The organism is Dokdonella sp. (genome assembly GCF_017744955.1).
Lineage (GTDB): Bacteria > Pseudomonadota > Gammaproteobacteria > Xanthomonadales > Rhodanobacteraceae > Dokdonella_A.
In genome coordinates, this window is record NZ_JAGIAG010000003.1 from 449,314 (window position 1) to 469,893 (window position 20,580).

Annotated in this window: 16 protein-coding genes and 2 tRNA genes; 8 read left to right on the plus strand and 10 right to left on the minus strand. The window is 68.7% G+C overall.

Features of this window, described 5'->3' with window-relative positions; genetic code table 11:
- Positions 1-210 precede the first annotated feature (210 nt).
- The 5 genes from thrA to J7520_RS10150 all read left to right on the plus strand — a co-directional run bounded on the left by thrA (position 211) and on the right by J7520_RS10150 (position 6,220).
- Positions 211-2,715 carry a bifunctional aspartate kinase/homoserine dehydrogenase I gene (gene thrA, locus J7520_RS10130; RefSeq protein ID WP_291187565.1) on the plus strand — a complete coding sequence of 835 codons (2,505 nt, stop codon included), beginning with the start codon at positions 211-213 and terminating at the stop codon, positions 2,713-2,715.
- A gap of 226 nt (positions 2,716-2,941) precedes the next feature.
- Positions 2,942-3,865: a homoserine kinase gene (locus J7520_RS10135; protein WP_291187567.1), complete on the plus strand. Its 924-nt coding sequence runs from the start codon at positions 2,942-2,944 to the stop codon at positions 3,863-3,865.
- Positions 3,862-5,154 (plus strand): threonine synthase, encoded by a 1,293-nt coding sequence (thrC, locus tag J7520_RS10140; protein WP_291187569.1) that lies wholly within the window; start codon positions 3,862-3,864, stop codon positions 5,152-5,154. Before J7520_RS10135 ends, thrC begins: the two co-directional genes overlap by 4 nt.
- A 100-nt stretch (positions 5,155-5,254) precedes the next feature.
- Positions 5,255-5,330 (plus strand) — tRNA-Ala (locus tag J7520_RS10145).
- A gap of 179 nt (positions 5,331-5,509) precedes the next feature.
- Positions 5,510-6,220 carry a protein phosphatase 2C domain-containing protein gene (locus J7520_RS10150; protein ID WP_291187571.1) on the plus strand — a complete coding sequence of 237 codons (711 nt, stop codon included), beginning with the start codon at positions 5,510-5,512 and terminating at the stop codon, positions 6,218-6,220.
- A 311-nt stretch (positions 6,221-6,531) separates the two neighbouring features.
- Here the strand turns inward: J7520_RS10150 and dnaQ are convergent, their stop codons facing one another.
- From dnaQ to J7520_RS10165, 3 genes are read right to left on the minus strand one after another with little or no spacing between them, the layout of a single operon-like run.
- Positions 6,532-7,233, minus strand: a complete 702-nt coding sequence (gene dnaQ, locus J7520_RS10155) for a DNA polymerase III subunit epsilon (protein ID WP_291187573.1) — start codon at positions 7,231-7,233, stop codon at positions 6,532-6,534.
- A complete protein-coding gene (gene rnhA / locus J7520_RS10160; protein ID WP_291187575.1) occupies positions 7,230-7,703 on the minus strand; it encodes a ribonuclease HI in 474 nt (157 codons plus the stop codon). The genes dnaQ and rnhA overlap by 4 nt, the downstream gene beginning before the upstream one ends.
- Positions 7,700-8,398: a methyltransferase domain-containing protein gene (locus J7520_RS10165; protein ID WP_291187577.1), complete on the minus strand. Its 699-nt coding sequence runs from the start codon at positions 8,396-8,398 to the stop codon at positions 7,700-7,702. The genes rnhA and J7520_RS10165 overlap by 4 nt, the downstream gene beginning before the upstream one ends.
- 141 nt (positions 8,399-8,539) lie before the next feature.
- On the opposite strand from J7520_RS10165, the gene gloB reads away from it, so the two are divergent.
- The 3 genes from gloB (at position 8,540) to J7520_RS10180 (ending at position 11,487) form a co-directional block, all read left to right on the plus strand.
- A complete protein-coding gene (gene gloB, locus J7520_RS10170) occupies positions 8,540-9,301 on the plus strand; it encodes a hydroxyacylglutathione hydrolase (protein WP_291187580.1) in 762 nt (253 codons plus the stop codon).
- A 224-nt stretch (positions 9,302-9,525) separates the two neighbouring features.
- On the plus strand, positions 9,526-10,656 hold the full coding sequence (locus tag J7520_RS10175; RefSeq protein WP_291187583.1) for a transglycosylase SLT domain-containing protein: 1,131 nt from the start codon (positions 9,526-9,528) through the stop codon (positions 10,654-10,656).
- A 48-nt stretch (positions 10,657-10,704) separates the two neighbouring features.
- Positions 10,705-11,487 carry an enoyl-ACP reductase gene (locus J7520_RS10180; RefSeq protein ID WP_291187586.1) on the plus strand — a complete coding sequence of 261 codons (783 nt, stop codon included), beginning with the start codon at positions 10,705-10,707 and terminating at the stop codon, positions 11,485-11,487.
- A 134-nt stretch (positions 11,488-11,621) separates the two neighbouring features.
- Here the strand turns inward: J7520_RS10180 and J7520_RS10185 are convergent, their stop codons facing one another.
- The 7 genes from J7520_RS10185 to tig form a co-directional block, all read right to left on the minus strand.
- The gene (locus J7520_RS10185) at positions 11,622-13,535 is read right to left on the minus strand and encodes a SurA N-terminal domain-containing protein (protein WP_291187589.1); all 1,914 of its coding nucleotides are present in this window, start codon (positions 13,533-13,535) and stop codon (positions 11,622-11,624) included.
- A 220-nt stretch (positions 13,536-13,755) separates the two neighbouring features.
- A tRNA-Val gene (locus J7520_RS10190) sits at positions 13,756-13,830 on the minus strand.
- 64 nt (positions 13,831-13,894) lie between these two features.
- Entirely contained in the window at positions 13,895-14,167 is a 273-nt protein-coding gene (locus tag J7520_RS10195; RefSeq protein WP_291187593.1) for an HU family DNA-binding protein, read from the minus strand.
- Between the two features lie 356 nt (positions 14,168-14,523).
- Complete coding sequence (lon, locus tag J7520_RS10200) at positions 14,524-17,007, minus strand: endopeptidase La (RefSeq protein WP_291187596.1); 2,484 nt, start codon at positions 17,005-17,007, stop codon at positions 14,524-14,526.
- Between the two features lie 160 nt (positions 17,008-17,167).
- Complete coding sequence (clpX, locus tag J7520_RS10205) at positions 17,168-18,451, minus strand: ATP-dependent Clp protease ATP-binding subunit ClpX (RefSeq protein ID WP_291187598.1); 1,284 nt, start codon at positions 18,449-18,451, stop codon at positions 17,168-17,170.
- 124 nt (positions 18,452-18,575) lie between these two features.
- A complete protein-coding gene (gene clpP, locus J7520_RS10210) occupies positions 18,576-19,211 on the minus strand; it encodes an ATP-dependent Clp endopeptidase proteolytic subunit ClpP (protein WP_291187601.1) in 636 nt (211 codons plus the stop codon).
- A 24-nt stretch (positions 19,212-19,235) separates the two neighbouring features.
- A complete protein-coding gene (gene tig / locus J7520_RS10215; RefSeq protein WP_291187604.1) occupies positions 19,236-20,513 on the minus strand; it encodes a trigger factor in 1,278 nt (425 codons plus the stop codon).
- Positions 20,514-20,580: the final 67 nt, after the last annotated feature.

Sequence of the window (20,580 nt, forward strand, 5' to 3'; positions counted from 1 at the left end):
AGCCCCCGGGGACGGCAGTGCACACTCGCCGGCGTGAACCCGCACCGTATCGCCACCACGACGATTACGACCACCACCACGACCGTGGTGCGGGTGCTCGTGCGCGACTGATCCAAAGCAGCCACGGCCCCGCCCTCCCAAGGGAAGCGGGCCGCGACGCTGAAGCCCGAATCCCGCGAGCCGGGGCCTCCGACGAAAGGAGGCCGTTCCATGTCCGAAGCCGCCATCGCCGCCGAGCTACCGCTCGCGGCGCCCGATGCCCCGTTCAGCGCGCACAAGTTCGGCGGGTCCAGCCTCGCCGACGCGAGCTGCTTCCGCCGCGTCGGCGCGATCCTGCAAGCGCAAGCCGGTCCGCATCAACTGGTGGTCGTGTCGGCGATGCGCGGCACCACCGATGCGCTGATCGCACTCGCCGAGGCGGCCGTGCGCGGCGAGCCGGATTGGCGAACCGACTGGCAACGCCTGCGCGAACGCCATCTGGACACCGCGCACGACCTGCTCGGCGCGAACGCCGCGGAAGCCGCGGAGTGGCTCGACGGCGGTTTCGCGCAGCTGTCGAACCTGCTCGGCGCGCTGGCCGTGCTCGGCACGCCGAACCGCGAGGCGCTGGAGGCGATCCAGGGCCTCGGCGAGGTCTGGTCGGCGCATCTGCTGTCGCGCTTCCTCGCACAGCAAGGCGCCGACTGCGCCTTCCTCGACGCGCGCGAGGTGCTGGTCGTCGGCCACGGCGAACTCGGCGCGATCGTCGACTGGGAAGAAAGCGCGCGCCGCTACGCCGACTGGCGCGCGCGGCACGCGCAGCGCTGGGTGGTCGTGACCGGTTTCGTCGCGCGCACGCACGCCGGTCGCGCGACCGTGCTCGGCCGCAACGGCAGCGACTATTCCGCGGCGATCTTCGCCGCGCTCGGCGGCGCCGCGGAGCTGACCTTGTGGGGCGACACCGACGGCGTGCTCTCGGCCGATCCGCGCCTGGTCCCCGAGGCGACGCCGCTGCCGTCGCTGAGCTACGACGAAGCCTGCGAACTGGCCTACTTCGGCGCCAAGGTGATCCATCCGCAGACGCTGACGCCGGCGATCGCGCGCGGCCTGCCGGTGCGCATCCGCAACACCTTCAACCCCGAGCACGCCGGCACCGCGATCGGCGGCGCGCCGGCGGCGCCGACGCAGCTGCCGCCGGTGAAAGGCATCAGCGCGGTACGCGACCTGGCCGTGCTGACCCTCGAAGGCGCCGGCATGATCGGGGTGCCGGGCACCGCCGAGCGCACCTTCGGCGCGCTGCACGACGCAGGCGTATCGGTGGTGATGATCTCGCAGGGTTCGTCCGAGCACTCGATCTGCTGCGTCGTGCGCAGCGCCGACGCGCCGACCGCGGAAGCAGCCCTGCGGCGCGCCTTCGCCGGCGAACTCGCGCGCGGCGAGATCCATCGCGTCAGCGTCGCCGGCGACATCGGCGTGCTCGCCGTGGTCGGCGACGGCATGGCCGGCACGCCCGGCGTCGCCGCGCGCACGTTCGGCGCGCTCGCGCGCACCGGCGTGAACATCCGCGCGATCGCGCAGGGTGCATCGGAGCGCAACATCTCCGTCGCCGTCGCCAGCGCCGACACCGCGCGCGCGCTGCGCGCCGTGCACGCGGCGTTCTGGCTGTCGCCGCAGACGCTGTCGATCGGCCTGATCGGACCGGGCAAGGTCGGCGCGGCGCTGCTCAGGCAGATCGAGGCGGCGCGGCCGCGCCTGCTGCGCGAACACCAGCTCGACCTGCGTCTGCGCGCGGTGGCGAGCAGCCGCGGCATGTGGCTCGGCGAGGCCGCCGCCGCGGCGCGATGGCAGGAGGACGTCGCCGCCGGCTGCGATCTGGACGCGTTCGCGCGGCACGTGCAGGCCGAGCATCTGCCGCACGCGGTCGTCCTCGATTGCAGCGCCAGCGGTGCGGTGGCCGGGAAGTACGCCGAGTGGCTCGCCGCCGGCATCCACGTGGTCACGCCGAACAAGCAGGCCGGCGCCGGTCCGTCCGCGCGCTGGCGCGCGATCCGCGCCGCCGCCGCGGCGAGCGGCGCGCGCTTCCGCTACGAGGCGACCGTCGGCGCCGGGCTGCCGGTGATCTCGACCCTGCGCGACCTGCTCGACACCGGCGACGAACTGCTCGCCGCCGAAGGCATCTTCTCCGGCACCCTGGCCTGGCTGTTCAACCGCTACGACGGCACGCGGCCGTTCTCGCAACTGGTGCGCGAGGCACACGCGCTCGGCTACACCGAACCCGATCCGCGCGACGACCTTTCCGGCACCGACGTCGCGCGCAAGCTGGTGATCCTCGCGCGCGAGGCCGGCGTCGCGCTCGACCTCGCCGACGTCTCGGTCGAGAGCCTGGTTCCCGCCGGTCTGCGCGACCTCGGCGCCGATGCGTTCATGCAGCGGCTCGAAGAACTCGACCAGGCCGTCGCCGTACGCCATCAGCACGCACGCGAGGCGGGACAGGTACTGCGCTACGTCGCGCGCCTCGATCGCGACGGCAAGGCCAGCGTCGGTCTGGTCGCGTTGCCCGGTGACCACGCCTTCGCGCATTTGCGCCTGACCGACAACGTCGTGCAGTTCAGCACGCGCCGCTACCACGACAATCCGCTGGTCGTGCAGGGCCCCGGCGCCGGCCCGGAGGTCACCGCCGCCGGCGTGTTCGCCGACCTGCTGCGCGTAGCGGCGGCGCTGGGGGCGAAGCTGTGACGACGACACCCGGGAAACGGAGAAGACGAAGAGCGGGCTCGAACCACTCGCGAGCACGGCTTTGCGACAGTGCTGACAAGAGCATTTCTCGCGCAGACGCAGAGACGCGAAGGAAAGCCGGCTCATGCTCTTCTCCGCGCTCTCTGCGACTCCGCGAGAAACGCTTCTTCCTCGTTCTCCGCGCTCTTCGCGTTCCCACTTTCCCAGACTCCACCGGAGTGACCCCGTGATCGCCCAAGCCACCGCCTTCGCTCCCGCCAGCGTCGCCAACGTCGGCGTCGGCTTCGACATCCTCGGCCACACCGTCGCCGGTCCCGGCGACCGGGTGACGGTGCGTCGCGTCGCCGAACCCGGCGTGCGCATCGTCGCGATCCGCGGCAACGCGCAGCCGCTGCCGTTCGAGCCCGAACAGAACACCGCCGGCACGGCGCTGCTCGCGATGCGCAAGATGCTCGCCCTGCAGTTCGGCTTCGAGATCGAAATCGACAAGGGCATTCCGTTCGGCTCCGGCATGGGCGGCTCGGCCGCTTCGGCGGTCGCCGCCCTGGTCGCGGCGAACGCGACGCTGGACACGCCGCTGCCACGCGACCTGCTCTACCCGTTCGCACTGGAAAGCGAATACGCCGCCAGCGGCAGCCGCCACGGCGACAACGTCGGACCGCTCCTGCTCGGCGGGCTGGTGCTGGCCACCGCGGAACGGCTGGTGAAGATCCCGACACCGCCGGACCTGCACTGCGCGCTCGTGCATCCGCACGCCGTGCTCGAAACGCGCGAAGCGCGCGCCGCGCTGGGCGGCCACTACGCGCTGGCGGAGTTCGTCGCGCAGAGCGCGAATCTCGCGCTGCTGCTGGCCGGATGCCACGCGAACGACCTCGAGCTGGTCCGCGCCGGCTTGCGCGACCGCCTGATCGAACCGCGCCGCGCACCGCTGATCCGCGGCTTCGCCGCCGTCAAGCAGGCCGCGCTGGAGAGCGGCGCGCTCGGTGCGAGCATTTCCGGCGCCGGCCCGAGCGTATTCGCCTGGTGCGAGAACGAACGAGCCGCGCGCGGCGCGGCCGAGCGCATGCGCGCCGCGTTCGCCGACGCCGGGCTCGACAGCGAGGCCTGGATCTCGAACGTGAACGGTCCGGCCACGGAGCTGGTCGCATGAACTACCTCAGCACGCGCGGCGCAGCGCCGCCGCTCGGACTCGGCGCCGCGCTCGAAGCCGGACTCGCCACCGACGGCGGCTTATACGTGCCCGAGCGGGTACCGCGCCTGCGCGAGGAGGATTTCGACGGCTGCGCAACGCTGGCGACGGTCGCCGCACGATTGCTGCGGCCGTTCTTCGCCGGCGATGCGCTCGCCGCCGAACTCGATGCGATCTGCGCCGAGGCGCTCGATCCGCCGGCTCCGCTGCGCGCGATCGCCGCGCACACCTGGCTGCTCGAACTCTTCCACGGCCCGACGGCGGCGTTCAAGGATTTCGGCGCGCGCTTTCTCGCCGCCTCCCTCGCCCGCCGGCGCGGAGCGGACGCCGCGCCGCTGACCGTGCTGGTGGCGACCTCGGGCGACACCGGCGCCGCGGTCGCCGCGGCCTTCCATCGGCGCCGCGGCTTCCGCGTCGTGATCCTGTATCCGGACGGGCGCGTCTCGCCGCGCCAGGCGCACCAGCTCGGCTGCTTCGGCGACAACGTGCACGCGCTGCGCGTCGCCGGTTCGTTCGACGACTGCCAGGCGCTGGTGAAGCGCGCGCTTGCCGATGCCGACCTGAAGGCCGCACTGCCGCTGACCTCGGCCAACAGCATCAGCCTCGGCCGCCTGCTGCCGCAGATGAGCTACTACGCGCTGGCCGCGCTCGCGCACCGGCGCGCGCAGGGGACGAAGCTCGACATCGCCATCCCGACCGGCAATCTCGGCAACGCGCTGGCCTGCATCCTCGCCCGTGCGATCGGACTGCCGATCGGCGAGATCGCGCTCGCGACCAATGCGAACCGCGTCCTGCCGGATTTCTTCGCAGGCGGCGAGTACGCGCCACGCGCGAGCGTGTCGACGCTGGCGAACGCGATGGACGTCGGCGCGCCGAGCAATTTCGAACGCCTGCGCTGGCTGTATCCGGACGAGGCCGCGTTGCGCGGCGCGTTCCGCAGCGAAGCGGTCGACGACGAGGAGATCCGCGAGGTGATCCGCCGCAGCCGCGAGCGTTACGGAACCCTGGTCTGCCCGCACACCGCGACCGCCCTGCGCCTGCTCGAACGGCTGCGTGCGCGTGGCGACTCGCGCGATTGGGCCGTCGCGGCGACCGCGCATCCGGCCAAGTTCGACGAAGTCATCGAGCCGCTGATCGGCGCCGAAGTCGAGGTGCCGCCGGCGCTCGCCGCCCTGCTCCGCCGGCCCAGCCGCAGCGAACCGCTCGCGGCCGACTACGCGGCCCTGCGCGAGCGGCTGATGGCCATCTGAAGCGACCCGTGCTCCGTCACGAGGCACGGACTTGGCGTTGCGCCCGGCAGACGCTATCATGCGCGCCCTCGCGCGGCCCGTGGCCGGCGAAGCACAACGTGGGGCGGTAGCTCAGCTGGGAGAGCGTCGCGTTCGCAATGCGAAGGTCGGGAGTTCGATCCTCCTCCGCTCCACCACTCAAGTCCTACCCGCGGTAGTCCGCGGGTCGGAATATCGCAGGCATCCCATTCCGTCGATCGGCGCTCGAACGCCCGCCACGCAGGGCGTCCGGCTTGCGCCGAACGCGACGCAGGCGGCATGCTATCCGCTTTGGCGACCAGACCGTCCGTAACGCCCTCACCAAGGCGCCTTGCGCATGATCGAATACGGACACAGCACCCACGTCGGCTTGCGGCGCGAGCACAACGAAGACACCTACTACGCCGACGGCGACCTGGGCCTGTGGCTGGTCGCGGACGGCATGGGCGGTCACGAGCACGGCGAGGTCGCCAGCGCGCTCGCGCGCGACACGCTGGTGCGCGAGGTCGGCAAGGGCGCGGAGCTTGTGCGCGCGATCCAGCTCGCCGACGAGGAGATCATCCGCCACTCCACGCGCCGCTCCGAGTCGCTGCCGATGGGCACCACCATCGCCGCCTTGCGCATTCCCAACGGCGGCGGCGAGTTCGAGGTCGCCTGGGTCGGCGACAGCCGCGTCTACGTGTGGAACGACGAGGGGCTGAAACAGCTCTCGCAAGACCATTCCTACGTGCAGGAACTGGTCGACCAGGGCGCGATCACCAGCGAGCAGGCGCGCAGCCATCCGCATCGCAACGTCGTCACGCAGGCGCTCGGCGTCACCGATCCGCAGGCGCTGCGCGTGGAGAGCGTGCGCGGCGTGTTGCGGCCGGGTATGCAGCTGCTGCTGTGCAGCGACGGCCTGACCGAAGAGGTCAAGGACGCGGCGATCGCCGCGATCGTCGGCCGCCAGGATCTGAGCACGCAGGAATGCGTCGACCATCTCGTCATCGCTGCGCTCGACGGCGGCGGCTCGGACAACGTCACCGTGATCCTCGTGCGCGCGCGCTAGGGCCTTCCGCCGTCTCGCACCCGTCGAACACCTGTGCTCGCCTCTCCCGCTCGCGGGAGAGGTCGCGCCGCAGGCGCGGGTGAGGGCTTTCGCAGTGAAGCGTTTCACTCCGAACTTCCCTCATCCGGCCCTCCTGGCCATCTTCTCCACGCAGGGAGAAGGGAAAGCATTTGGGTGTTCACCTCTCCCGCTTGCGGGAGAGGTCGCGTCGCAGGCGCGGGTGAGGGCTTTCGGAGTGAAGCATTTCACTCCGAGCCTCCCTCATCCGGCCCTCCGGGCCACCTTCTCCCACATAGGGAGAAGGGGCGTCGCTACTCGAACAACTGCCGCCACAGGCATTGCCCGCCGGCCTTCTTGTCGAGCACGACCAGCCGTGCTTCGTGCGCTTCGAGTTCGCCGGCACCGGCGCGCATCACGCGCGGCCGCACGCGGATCTGCAGTGCCGTCACCGTCACCTGCGTCTCCGCCGCGGCGGTCTCGCTGGCGAAACCGAGTTGCCCCTGGCCCGCGGTCAGCGCCAGATAGACGTCGGCGAGCAGGTTCGCGTCGAGCAGCGCGCCGTGCAGCTCGCGATGGCTGTTGTCGACGCCGAGCCGCTTGCACAGCGCGTCGAGGCTGTTGCGCTGTCCGGGAAATTTCTCGCGCGCGAGGACGAGCGTGTCGAGTATCTGCACGCGGTCGGCCAGCACGCCGGCGCCGACGCGGGCGAGTTCGGCGTTGATGAAGCCGACGTCGAAGGACGCGTTGTGCGCGATGATCTCGGCGCCGTCGATGAATTCGAGGAACTCGGCGGCGACGTCGGCGAAACGCGGCTTGTCGAGCAGGAAGTCGTCCTCGATGCCGGTGACCGCCCGCGCGCCTTCGTCGATCGCGCGATCCGGGTTCAGGTAGGTGTGGAACGTGCGTCCGGTCGGCCGCCGCTGCACCAGCTCGATGCAGCCGATTTCGATCAGGCGATGGCCGCGGTGCACTTCCAGGCCGGTCGTTTCGGTGTCGAGGATGATCTGTCTCATGCCGTGCTCCGCAGCCCCTTGAACGCCAGCGCCGCATCGCGCGCGAGCGTGTCGACGCGCTCGTTCTCGGCGTGGCCGGCGTGGCCCTTGACCCAGTGCCAGGTCACCCGATGCGCCGCCAGCGCGGCGGACAGGCGCTCCCACAGGTCCTGGTTCTTCACCGGCTGGCGGTCGCTGGTGCGCCAGCCGTTCGCGCGCCAGCGCGCCATCCATTCCTCGACGCCGCGTTTGACGTACTGCGAATCGGTGGTCAGCGCGACCACGCAGGGCCGCTTCAGCGCTTCCAGCCCTGCGATGGCCGCCATCAGCTCCATGCGGTTGTTGGTGGTCAGTGGCTCGCCGCCGGAGAGTTCCTTCTCCTTCGAACCGAAGCGCAGCAGCGCGCCCCAGCCGCCGGGACCGGGATTGCCGAGGCAGGCGCCGTCGGTGAACAGTTCGACGCACTCGGCGTCCGATGCGGGCTTGGTCATGCGCAGGCGCGATGGCTCGGCGAGGCCAGGCGCGGGCCGAGCGCGACGCGCTGGCGCACCAGACGCGGACGCAGCGGTGTCAGCACCGCGCGCTGCTTCGACGCGGTCAACAGGTACGCGCCGCGCAGCGGCGTCAGCAGACGCAGGCCGTGCAGCACCGACGCCGCGCCGCGCGTCGGCCAGCAGGCGCCGAGGTAGTCGACGCTGACCGGCGCGAGCTGCCGGCGCAGCAGGCGCCGCCGCGCGAGTTCCGCATGCGTCGGATGCGGCAGCGGCAGGCCGCGTCGCGCCTGCCAGTGCAGCCAGGCCAGCCACGGACTCCACGGATTCAGCCCGAACCACAGCAGTACGCCGCCGGGCGCGAGCAGGCGCGCGAGTTCGTCGACGAAGCCCTCCGCCGGCAGCGCGTCGCTGACGTGCTGCACCACGATCAAGCGGAACGCTTCGTCTTCCCACGGCAGCGCGCCGGGCGCGCAGACCACGTCGCCGGCGAGCCGGTCGCGTTCCACGTGCAGGCGCACGGCGCTCAGATGGCGCGTGTCGACGGTGAGTTCGCGCGTCGGCGCGCACGCCTGCAGCAGCAGAGCGCGGCCGTTCGGCTGGCGCGCGGCGTGCTCGCTCACGCGCTCGATCTCGCTGCGCTGCAGCGCGACGAAATCGGGAAAGGCGAACAGACTGTCGGGGCCGGTGATCACGGATTCAGACGACGAGCGAATGGGCGGAAGTGTAACCCGTTCAGGCGCGCCGCTGCGGCCGGTACCGAACGTGAACCCGGTGGCCGTCCTAATGCCCACTTAACCCCGGCGGGTATCCCGCTGGCTATATTCGCGCCGCCCATGCGTCTGACTGCCCTGCCCGCGCTCGCCGACAACTACATCTGGCTGCTCGCCGACGCGGCGGGCGCGGCCGTCGTCGTCGACCCCGGCGACGCGGCGCCGGTGCGCGCGGCGCTGGCGCGCGACTCATTGCGCCTGCGCGCGATCCTGCTGACGCATCATCATCCCGACCACATCGGTGGCGCGTTCGAGCTCGCCGACGAGAGCGGCGCGGCGATCTACGCGCCGGCCGACGAACGCATCGCCGCGGCGAACCTGCGGGTCGGCGACGGCGATCGCGTGCGACTGGACGAGCCGGCGCTGACGTTCGAGGTCATCGCGATTCCCGGCCACACGCGCAGCCACGTCGCCTACTACGGCCACGGCCTGCTGTTCTGCGGCGACACTCTCTTCAGCGTCGGCTGCGGACGCATGTTCGAAGGCACACCGGAACAGATGCTGTCCTCGCTCGACCGCCTCGCCGCGCTGCCGGGCGACACGCGCGTTTGCTGCGGCCACGAGTACACGGTGGCCAACTGCGCGTTCGCGCGCACGCTCGATCCGCGCAACGCGGCCTTGCAGGCGCGCGACGCGGCAGCGGCGACGCTGCGCGATCGAGGCGAGCCGACGCTGCCGGCCACGCTGGCCGACGAGCGCGCCTGCAATCCGTTTCTGCGCGTCGACTCCGCCGCCCTGGTCGCGGCGCTCGACGGCGCCGATCGCGTCGCTCGCTTCGCCGACCTGCGCCGGCGCAAAGACGTGTTCCGGGCGCCGCTCGCGTGATGCGCCGGTCGTTCGGGCGCTGGCGTTGCGGCGTGCTCGGCGCGGGCGTCGCCGTGCTGGCGGCGTGCAGTGCGCCGACACTGAAGCCGCCGATGCCCGCTCCGCTGCCGCCGCCGACCCCGGCGCCGGTTCCGCGCGTCGGCGATCTTCCGGCCCGACCGAGAGCAGTGTCGACGCCGGATGCCACACAGTCTCCCTGGGCCCGGCTGCGCACGCGATTTGCGATGCACGGCTGCGACTACCGCCCCGGCGTGCAGCGCTGGGCGCGCAGCTACGCGCGCGGCGCGCGCGCCTTCAAGGCGAGCTGGGAACAGGCGATGCCGTTCCTGCTGCTGGTCGTCGACGAGATCGAACGGCGCGACCTGCCCGGCGAATTCGCCATGCTCCCCTACGTGGAAAGCTCCTACCAGCCGATCGCCAGCAACGGCGACCGGCCGGCCGGCATGTGGCAGCTGACGCCGGACACGGCGCGCGGCGCCGGCCTGGTCGTCGGCAAGGAATACGACGGTCGCCTCGACGCGCTCGCCTCCACACGCGCCGCACTCGACCTCCTGGAACGCTACGAACGCGAATTCGACGACTGGCGCCTGGCCAACATGGCGTTCAACAGCGGCGAGTTCCGCGTCAAGAAACTGCTCGGCGAGCGCGACCCGCGCACGTTGTCGGCCGACGAACTCGGCAAGATCGCATTCAACCCGGTCACCCACGACCACCTCGATCGCCTGCTCGCGCTCTCCTGCATCGTCGAGGAACCGCAGCGCTTCGGCATCGAGCTGCCCGAGCCCGACGCGAGCGACCGCCTGCAGAGCGTCGACCTGCAGGCCGCCATGGACCTGCGTCTCGCCGCGCGCCTGGCCGGCGTCGACGCCGGCGATCTGCGGCGCTGGAACGCGGGCTATCGACGCAATCGCATGAGCGCCGACGTGAAGCACCGGCTGCTGCTGCCGGCGGCGCGCGTCGACCGCTTCCAGACGGCATCGGCCGAAGTGCCGCTGGCCTACTGGGGCGACTGGCTCGAACAACCCGCCGCGCGCAGCGGCGGCATCGGCAGCTGGGCGGCCCAGGTCGGCGTGCCGGTGGCCGTGCTCGCCCTGGCCAATGCGATCGACGAGAACGCGACGGTGGGACGCAGCACGCGCCTGCTTCTGCCCGGCCGCGAGCCGGAGCCGCTGGCCGACTCGCGCAAGGAGCCCGCGCGCCGCCCGCGCACGCACGTGGTCGCTTCGGGCGACACCTTGTCCGGCATCGCGCGCCGCTACGACGTCGCGCTGAAGGATCTGCGCCGCTGGAATCCGCGCGCGCAGGGAACCTTGCACCTCGGCGACCGGCTGCGCCTGGGACCGACCACCGACTGACTCGGTTACACTGCGCCGTTTTCCCGCCTACGCAGTTTCGGAGGACAGATGGGTTTCCTGCACGGCAAGCGCGCCTTGATCACCGGCATTCTGAGTCAGCGTTCGATCGCCTGGGGCATCGCCAACGCGATGCACCGCGAAGGCGCGCAGCTCGCCTTCACCTACGTCGACGAGAAGCTCAAGGATCGCGTCGACGAGGCCGCCGCCGCGTTCGGCTCGAACATCGTGCTGCCTTGCGACGTCACCCGCGACGCCGACATCGCCGCCTTGTTCGAGAGCCTCGGCAAGCACTGGGACGGCTTCGACATCCTCGTGCACTCGATCGGCTTCGCGCCGCGCGAGGCGCTGCAGGGCGAATTCCTCGACGGCCTGACGCGCGAGAACTTCGCCGTCGCACACGACATCTCCAGCTACAGCCTCGCCGCGATGGCGAAGGCCGCGCGACCGCTGATGAAGGACCGCGGCGGCGCAATCCTGACGCTGACCTATCTCGGCGCCGATCGGGCGCTGGCGAACTACAACGTGATGGGCCTGGCCAAGGCCAGTCTCGAGGCGAACGTGCGCTATCTCGCCTACAACCTCGGCCCGGAAGGTACGCGCGTCAACGCGATCTCGGCCGGCCCGATCAAGACGCTGGCCGCCTCCGGCATCGCCAATTTCCGCAAGATGCTCGATCACGTCGAGCAGAACGCGCCCCTGCGGCGCAGCATCACGATCGACGAAGTCGGCAACGCGGCCGCGTTCCTGTGCTCGGATCTCGCCTCGGGCATCACCGGCGAAGTGACCTTCGTCGACGCCGGCTACAACACCTTGGGCATGACCGGCATCTGAGTTCCGGATGGACAAGCGCGGCCACGGACGGCCGCGAGAGAGACGTCGACGACGCGGCCGTGAACCCATGAAAAAAAGAAGGCCGATCTTTCGATCGGCCTTTGCTTTTGTACGAATCTCGAACTCCCGGCCGCTTACTCGTCGAGCCGGCTCTCCGACAGCGTGACCTTGGTGTTCTTGCGCAGGGCCGAGACGAACTCGCGCATGCTCGCGTAGCCGAGTCCCTCGGTCAGCGTGGTGCGCGTCGCCTCGCGCGTCTTCGCGTCGAGCTTGGACGGATCGCCGTCGACGACGGCATCGAGCTGCACCAGCGCATACGTGTCGCCACCGAGTTCGACCAGCTTGCGGCTCGGCTTGCCGTCGGCCGGACGCGGCATCGCGAACACCGCCTTGACCAGCGCGCTGTCGGGAACCGCGGCGTCGCGACCGACACCCTTCTGCTCCTCGGTCTTGAGCTTCTGCGCCTCGGCGATCTGGGCAAGACTCTGGCCCTTGCCGAAATCGGCGAACAGCGCCTCGGCATGCTCCTTGGCCTGTTTCGCGATGCGCTCGACGAGAATGCGGCCACGCACGGCGCCCTTCACTTCGTCCAGCGGCATCGGCGTCGACGGCTTGTGCTCGGCGATGCGCACGACGACGACGTGGTTCGGGCCGATCTCGATCGGATCGGAGTTGTTGTTCTGCACCAGCACGCCGTCCGAGAACGCCGCCTTGGCCACCGCCGGATTCGCGGCGATGCCCTCGCCGCCCTGGCGTCCGAACGGCGCGGTCTTCTGCACCGTCAGGCCGAGATCCTTCGCGGCCGGCTCCAGCGAGGCCGGATTCTGGTAGGTCAGGTCGGTCAGGTGGCCGGCCTTCTCGGAGTAGACGCGCTCCTTCTCCGAATCCGCATATTGCTTGGCGAGATCCGGCTTGACCTCCTCGAACGTGCGGACCTTGCCGGGGCGCACGTCGCGCAGCTCGATGACGTGGTAGCCCTCGCTGGTCAGGACCGGCTTGGACACTTCGCCCTTCTGCAAGGCGAACAGCGCGGACTCGAACGCCTCGTCGGTCGCGCCCTTGTCGAGCCAGCCGAGATCGCCGCCGAGGTTCTTCGAGCCGAGGTCGTCGGAGTCCTGCTTGGCGACGTCGGCGAACGCCTTGCCGCCCTTGATCTGCTGCTCGATGCCTTCGGCCTTCGCCAGCGCCTGCTTCTGGTCGTCCGGGCCGCCCTTGCCGCCGACCTTGACCAGGATGTGCGAGGCCAGACGCTGCTCCGCGGTGACGTAGCGCGCCTTGTCCTTCTCGTAGCGCTCCTTCAGCACGCTGTCGTCCGGCGTCTGATCGACCTCGAGCTTGGAGCCGTCGAGATCGATGTATTCCAGGGCGACGCGCTCGGGCGTCATGAAGTCCGCCGTGTGCGCCTTGTAGTAGGCCTCGACGTCGGCGTCGGCGATTTCGGCGTCCGCCGCGGCCGGCTTGTCGAGCTTGATGTAGTGGAAATCGCGGCGCTGGTCCTTCAGGCGCAGGTAGGCGTCGATCTCGGCGTCGGTCACCAGCGCGGTCGAGGAAATCTGCAGCGGCAGCTCGCGCATGGCGAGGTCGTCGTGCACGCGCTGCTCGAAACCGCTCGGCGACATGCCCTGCGAGGCGAGCAGCATCTTGTACTGGTCCGGATCGAACTTGCCTTCGCTCTGGAACGCCGGGATGCCGAGGATCTCGTTGCGGATGCGATCCGGCGCGATCGCGACGCCGAGCTTGTCGTTCGCCTCCAACAGCACGCGCTCGTCGACCATCTGGTTCAGCAGTTGGCGCTTGACCTCCGGGCGGTCGAGGAACGAGGTGTCGCCGGCGCCGCCCATCATCTGCACCATGCGCTGGCGATACTGGCTGAAGCGCTCGCGGAACTGCTCCTGGCTGATCTCGCTGCCGCCGACGCGCGCGACACTGGTGTCGATGTTGGCGACGAAGTACGACTCGATGCCGAAGAACGAGAAGCCGATGACGACCACCACGAGGATGATCTTCACGAACAGACTGGATTTCTTTCCGCGGAGCAGTTGCAGCATGGGTAGGTGAACCTGTTCTGGATATCGGCGCGCTGCGCCGGGGTGACGTCCGGGGGCGCGAATTCTACGCGGTCGCGGGCGGTGAACACAGGCCGTGCGGCGCCCATCAAGACCAAGGGCGCCACGTGGGCGCCCTTGGCTTCGACGCTTGGCCGGGAAAAGCGCGAACCGCGCCGTTCCGGCTGGGCGGACGCATTCGAAGGAAGGCGTCCGGTACGAATGGTGGGTGCTGAGGGTTTCGAACCCCCGACCCTCGCCTTGTAAGGGCGACGCTCTACCGCTGAGCTAAGCACCCGGATCGTTGTCTGCGGACCCGGTTGACCTCGCGCCGGATCCGACGAAGCGGGGCGCGAACCGTATCAGCCGAGCGCGTCCTTGAGCGCCTTGCCGGCCTTGAACGCCGGAACCTTGGACGCCTTGATCTTGATCGTGTCGCCGGTACGCGGATTGCGGCCGGTGCGCGCGGCGCGCTTGCGCACGACGAAGGTGCCGAAGCCGACCAGCGAGATCGACTCGCCTGCTTTCAGGGTCTTCTTGACCACTTTGAACATGGCTTCGACCGCACGCTCGGCATCGGCCTTGGTCAGATCGGACGCATCGGCAATGGCCGAAACGAATTCGCCTTTATTCATGTATGACTCCCGTCGCGGAGCGATCGCTCCGCAGTGAATTTGATCGAGTCGGGGCATGCATTCGCGGAGGTTCTCGCACCTCTGAAATCCATCGCCCCGTTACCCCGCAATCGCCCGGATATTCCATCGCCCGGATCGCGGCCGGCCCTTTATACCAGTGGCCCCGGAGGCGCGCAACACGAGCTCTGATGCGGTTTTCAGGGTTTTACAGTGAATTATCCGCGGCGTCCGTCGACTGCTCGGACGGGGCGACGACGACCGGTTTCGGTTCGATGCGAGTGTGCTGGACGGCTGTCGATTCGCATCCGCGCGAGGCCGCCGCGCTCGGCGGCGACCTCTCCGGCCCGTTACTCCGGTCAGTGCGGACGAGCGGGCGTCTCCACCGCGCCTTCCTCGCGCGCGCGCGGCGTCTCGCCTTCGGCGTGCGCACCGGCGGGAGCCAGCGGGCGTTCCAGGGCGAGATCGAGCACTTCGTCGATCCAGCGCACCGGGTGGATTTCCAGCGACTGCGTCACGTTCTTCGGGATGTCGGCGAGATCCTTGCGGTTCTCTTCCGGAATGATCACGGTGGTGATGCCGCCGCGGTGCGCCGCGAGCAGCTTCTCCTTCAGACCACCGATCGGCAGCACGCGACCGCGCAGCGTGATCTCGCCGGTCATCGCCACCTCCGAACGCACCGGCACCTTGGTCAGCACCGACACCAGCGCCGTGCACATCGCGATACCGGCGCTCGGACCGTCCTTCGGCGTCGCCCCTTCGGGCACGTGCACGTGGATGTCGAGCTTCTGGTGGAAGTCCGGATCGATGCCGAGGCGATCGGCGCGCGCGCGCACGACGCTGAGCGCGGCCTGGATCGACTCCTGCATCACGTCGCCGAGCTGGCCGGTATGGATCAGCTTGCCCTTGCCGGGCACCACGGTCGCCTCGATGCTGAGCAGGTCGCCGCCGACCTCGGTCCAGGCGAGGCCGGTGACCAGGCCGATCTCGTTCTGCTGCTCGGCGCGGCCGAACGTGAACTTGCGCACGCCGAGGTAGTCGTCGAGGTTCTTCGCCGTGACGCTGACCTTGCGCTTGCGTTCCTCGGCGCCCTTGCCTTTCTTGGCGGCCTTCGACGCGGCCAGGCTGAGCTCCTTGACGACCTTGCGGCAGATCTTGGAGATCTCGCGGTCGAGGCTGCGTACGCCCGATTCGCGCGTGTAGTAGCGGATCACGTCGCGGATCGCCGCCTCGGCGATCGATAGTTCCGACGCCTTGAGTCCGTTCGCCTTCAGCTGCTTGGGAACCAGATAGCGCTCGGCGATGTTGACCTTCTCGTCCTCGGTGTAGCCGGGGATGCGGATCACTTCCATGCGGTCGGCCAGCGCCGGCGGAATGTTCAGCGAGTTCGCCGTGGCGATCCACATGACCTCGGACAGGTCGACGTCGACCTCGAGATAGTGGTCGTTGAAGGTGTGGTTCTGCTCCGGATCGAGCACCTCGAGCAGCGCCGCCGACGGATCGCCGCGGAAGTCCATCGACATCTTGTCGATCTCGTCGAGCACGAACAGCGGATTCTTGGTGCCGGCCTTGGCCAGGTTCTGGATGATGCGTCCCGGCATCGAACCGATATACGTGCGCCGGTGACCGCGGATCTCGGCCTCGTCGCGCACGCCGCCCAGCGACATGCGGATGAACTTGCGATTGGTCGCCTTGGCGATCGACTGGCCGAGCGAGGTCTTGCCCACGCCCGGCGGTCCGACCAGACACAGGATCGGACCCTTCATCTTGTTCACGCGCTGCTGCACGGCGAGGTATTCGAGGATGCGCTCCTTGACCTTGTCGAGCCCGAAATGATCGGCGTCGAGCACTTCCTCGGCACGCTTCAGATCGCGACGCACCTTGGTCTTCTTCTTCCACGGCACGCCGAGCATGACGTCGATGTAGTTGCGCACGACGGTCGCCTCGGCGGACATCGGCGACATCTGCTTGAGCTTGTTCAGCTCGGCACGCGCCTTCGCCTCGATCGGCTTGGGCATGCCGGCCTCGCCGATGCGGCGCGCCAGGTCCTCCAGCTCGTTCGGCGAATCCTCGCTGTCGCCCAGCTCCTTCTGGATCGCCTTCATCTGCTCGTTGAGGTAGTACTCGCGCTGGCTCTTCTCCATCTGCGTCTTGACGCGGCCGCGGATGCGCTTCTCGATCTGCTGTACGTCGATCTCGCCGTCGACCATGCCGACCAGCAGCTCCTGGCGATCGGCGACGTCGACGGTTTCCAGCACTTTCTGCTTCTCCGCCACGCGCACGGCGATGTGCGAGGCGATCGTGTCCGCCAGGCGCGAGGGATCCTCGATCCCGGCCAGGGTCGACATCAGCTCCGGCGGAATCTTGCGCGACAGCTTGACCAGCTGTTCGAACTGACCGATCAGCTGACGGCCGATGACCTCGACCTCGCGCTCGCTGCGCGTGTAGGCCGCGTCGAGCACGCGCGCGTGCGCGACCATCAATCCGTTGCGCTCGCCGAAGGTGGCGATCTCGGCGCGGTCCGCGCCCTCGACCAGCACCTTGATCGTACCGTCCGGCAGCTTCAACAGCTGCAGGACGCTGGCGATCGTGCCGATCGAATACAGATCGCCGGCCGCCGGCTCGTCGACGTCGGGGCTGCGCTGCGCGACCAGCAGGATCTTGCGACCGTTCTCCATCGCGATGTCGAGCGCGCGAACGGACTTCTCGCGACCGACGAACAACGGAATCACCATGTGCGGAAACACGACCACGTCGCGCAGCGGAAGCACCGGCAGCTCGACGAGGTCGGACGAGGATTGATTGGATTCAATCGGACTGGATTTGATCGGCTTGTCGGTCATCGGCCTACGGGATTCAAAGACGGGACGTGCGCAACGTGAAAATACGAACGGCAGCGTGTACCCACGCTGCCGTATCGTCAAGTAAGGATTTCTGGGAGCAATTGCAAGGTGAACCGCCCGCTTCCCGGCCTCCCGCCGGCGGCGAACGGCCTTGCGGCGGCTACTCGGACGAGGCCGCCGCGCGCGTCTGCATATTGCCGCGATAGATCAGGTACGGCTCGGCCTGGCCGTTGATGACGGCCTCGTCGACGACGACCTTGCTGACGTGCTCGAGCGAAGGCAGCTCGAACATCGTGTCGAGCAGCACCTGCTCGAGGATCGTGCGCAGGCCGCGCGCACCGGTCTTGCGCTTGATCGCCTTGCTCGCGACGGCGTTGAGCGCGTCGGGACGGAATTCGAGTTCGACGCCTTCCATTTCGAACAGGCGCTTGAACTGCTTGGTGATCGCGTTCTTCGGCTCGGTCAGGATCTTGACCAGCGCCGTCTCGTCCAGTTCCTCGAGCGTCGCGACGACCGGCAGGCGGCCGACGAACTCCGGAATCAGGCCGAACTTGATCAGATCCTCCGGCTGCACGTCGGCGAGCAGCTTGCCGGTGTCGGCACGGCGATCCTTGCTGCGCACTTCGGCGTTGAAGCCGATACCGGTCGACTCCGAGCGCTGCAGGATGATCTTTTCGAGGCCGGCGAACGCGCCGCCGACGATGAACAGGATGTTCTTGGTGTCGACCTGCAGGAATTCCTGCTGCGGATGCTTGCGCCCGCCCTGCGGCGGCACCGAGGCGATCGTGCCTTCGATCAGCTTGAGCAGCGCCTGCTGCACGCCTTCACCCGACACGTCGCGCGTGATCGAGGGGTTCTCGCTCTTGCGCGAGATCTTGTCGATCTCGTCGATGTAGACGATGCCGGTCTGCGCCTTCTCGACGTCGTAGTCGCACTTCTGCAGCAGCTTCTGGATGATGTTCTCGACGTCTTCGCCGACGTAACCGGCCTCGGTCAGCGTCGTCGCGTCGGCGATCGTGAACGGCACGTTGAGCAGACGCGCCAGCGTGTCGGCGAGCAGGGTCTTGCCCGAGCCGGTCGGACCGACCAGAAGGATGTTCGACTTGGCGAGCTCGACTTCCTCGTTGCGCCCGCGCGCTTCCAGTCGCTTGTAATGGTTGTACACCGCGACCGCGAGGACTTTCTTCGCGCGTGCCTGGCCGATCACGTACTGGTCGAGCACGTCGAGGATCTCGGCCGGCTTGGGCAGATCGCTGCGCGCGCTGGCCGCCTTCTCCTCAAGTTCCTCGCGGATGATGTCGTTGCACAGCTCCACGCACTCGTCGCAGATGAACACCGACGGGCCCGCGATGAGCTTGCGCACCTCGTGCTGGCTCTTGCCGCAGAACGAGCAGTAGAGAATCTTGCCGTTGTCGCCCGATCGGCTTTGCCGCTCGTCAGTCATGCTCCGCCTCGGAGGTGTGCCACGCTATCCCGGCCGAGAATAGCACAGCGGAACCGGGCGCCCAGCCCGGTTCGCGGTGGCTTCAGGAAAGTAAAATTTTCGCTTCGGATGAGGTGCCGCGGAATCAGGGAGTGACCGCCGATTCGCCCGGACGACTCTCCAGCACCGCGTCGATCAGACCGTAGGTCTTGGCTTCCTCGCCGCTCATGAAGCGGTCGCGCTCCATGTCGCGCTCGATCTGCTCGAGCGGCTGGCCGGTGTGCTTGACGTAGATCTGGTTCAGGCGGTTGCGCAAGTAGAGGATCTCGCGCGCCTGGATCTCGATGTCGGTGGCCTGGCCCTGCGCGCCGCCGGACGGCTGGTGGATCATCACGCGCGAGTTCGGCAGCGCGTAGCGCTTGCCCTTGGTGCCGGCCATCAGCAGCAGCGAGGCGGCGCTGGCCGCCTGGCCGATGCACATCGTGCTGACGTCGCAGCGGATGTACTGCATCGTGTCGTAGATCGCCAGCCCTGCCGTCACTACGCCGCCGGGACTGTTGATGTACAGGTTGATGTCCTTGTCCGGGTTCTCAGACTCGAGGAACAGCAACTGGGCGACGATCACGTTGGCCATGTAGTCGTCGATCGGGCCGACTACGAAGACCAGGCGCTCCTTCAGCAGGCGCGAATAGATGTCGTAGGCCCGCTCGCCGCGCGAGGTCTGCTCCACGACCATCGGCACGAGATTGAGGCTGTGGATCGGCGAATTCTGGCTGGACATGGGTACTCCTTACCTGCCCGGCGATCAGCCGCCGGGACGCATGACTTCGTTGAAACTCAACACCTGTTCGCTGTGCTTGGCGTGCTCGGCGATCCACTCGACCACCTGGTCTTCGAGCACGCGATTGCGCAGCGCGTTCATCAATTGGGGATCGCGCGTGTAGAGTTCAACGACCTTCTCCGGCTCCTCGTAGGTCGAGGCGATCGTCGCCAGCGCTTCGCTGACGCGCTTGGGTTCGAGGCGGAGTTCGTTCTGGCGCGCCAACTCGGCGATCAGCAGGCCCGCCGCGACGCGGCGACGCGCCACCGGGAGGTAGGCGACGAAAGCGTCGTCGCCCGGAGCGTTCGCCTGGCGCGCCAGCAGGCGTGCCTCGTTCTCGATCATGCTCTGCGGCAGCTCGAGTTCCGGGTGCGAGTCGACCAGCTTCTCGACCACGCCGGCCTTCAGGCGGCCCATCAGCACGCCCTTCAGCTCGCGATCGAGATTGCTGCGCACGTCCTCGCGGAAGCGCTCCAGACCGCCTTCCTTGACGCCGAAGCTGGCCGCGAATGCCTCGTCGATCGCCGGCAGCTGCGGTTCCTGCACGCGCACGACCTTGCCGGTCACCTCGGCCGACTTGCCCGCCAGCGCCGGAACCCGGGTCGTCTCCGGGAACTGCACGGTGGCCGCGAATTCGGAGCCTCCCGTCTTGCCGCCCAGGTGCTGTTCCAGCTCCGCCGAATAGACGTTCGAGCCGAGCACCACGCCGACGCGATCGGTGCCTTCGTCGGGATGGCGGAAACCGTCGCCCTGCGCGGAGTATTCGAACAGCACCATGTCGCCTTCCTGGGCCGGCCGCTCGACCTGGGCCCAGCTGCGGCGCTGCATGCGCAGCGTTTCGATCATCTGATCCACGTCGGCGTCGGTCACGCTGGCCGTCGGCTTGACGACTTCGATCGCGCTGACGTCGAGCTTGCCGATCTCGGGCAGCACTTCGAACGTCGCCGTGTATTCGATCTCGCCGTTTTCGGGGCGGCCACTGGTGGCGATCGACGGCTGCACCGCCGGACGCAGCTTTTCCTGGTTGACCGCTTCCTGGAAGCTCGAACCGATCATCTCGGACAGGGCCTCGTTGCGGATCTGCCCGCCGAAGCGCTGCTCGATGACCTTGGTCGGCACCTTGCCCGGACGAAAACCCTTCAGACGCGCGGTACGACCCATTTCCTGGATACGCGAGCGGATCGTGTCCTCCAGCCGCGCCGCCGGTAGGCGAACGGTCAGCTTGCGGCCGAGGGAACCAACGTTTTCGATCGAAACTTGCATCGGGTGTACCTCAATGACGGATCGCAGGCGACCCTGGGGGTGCGCTGCTTGAGCTTGGGATTCTAAG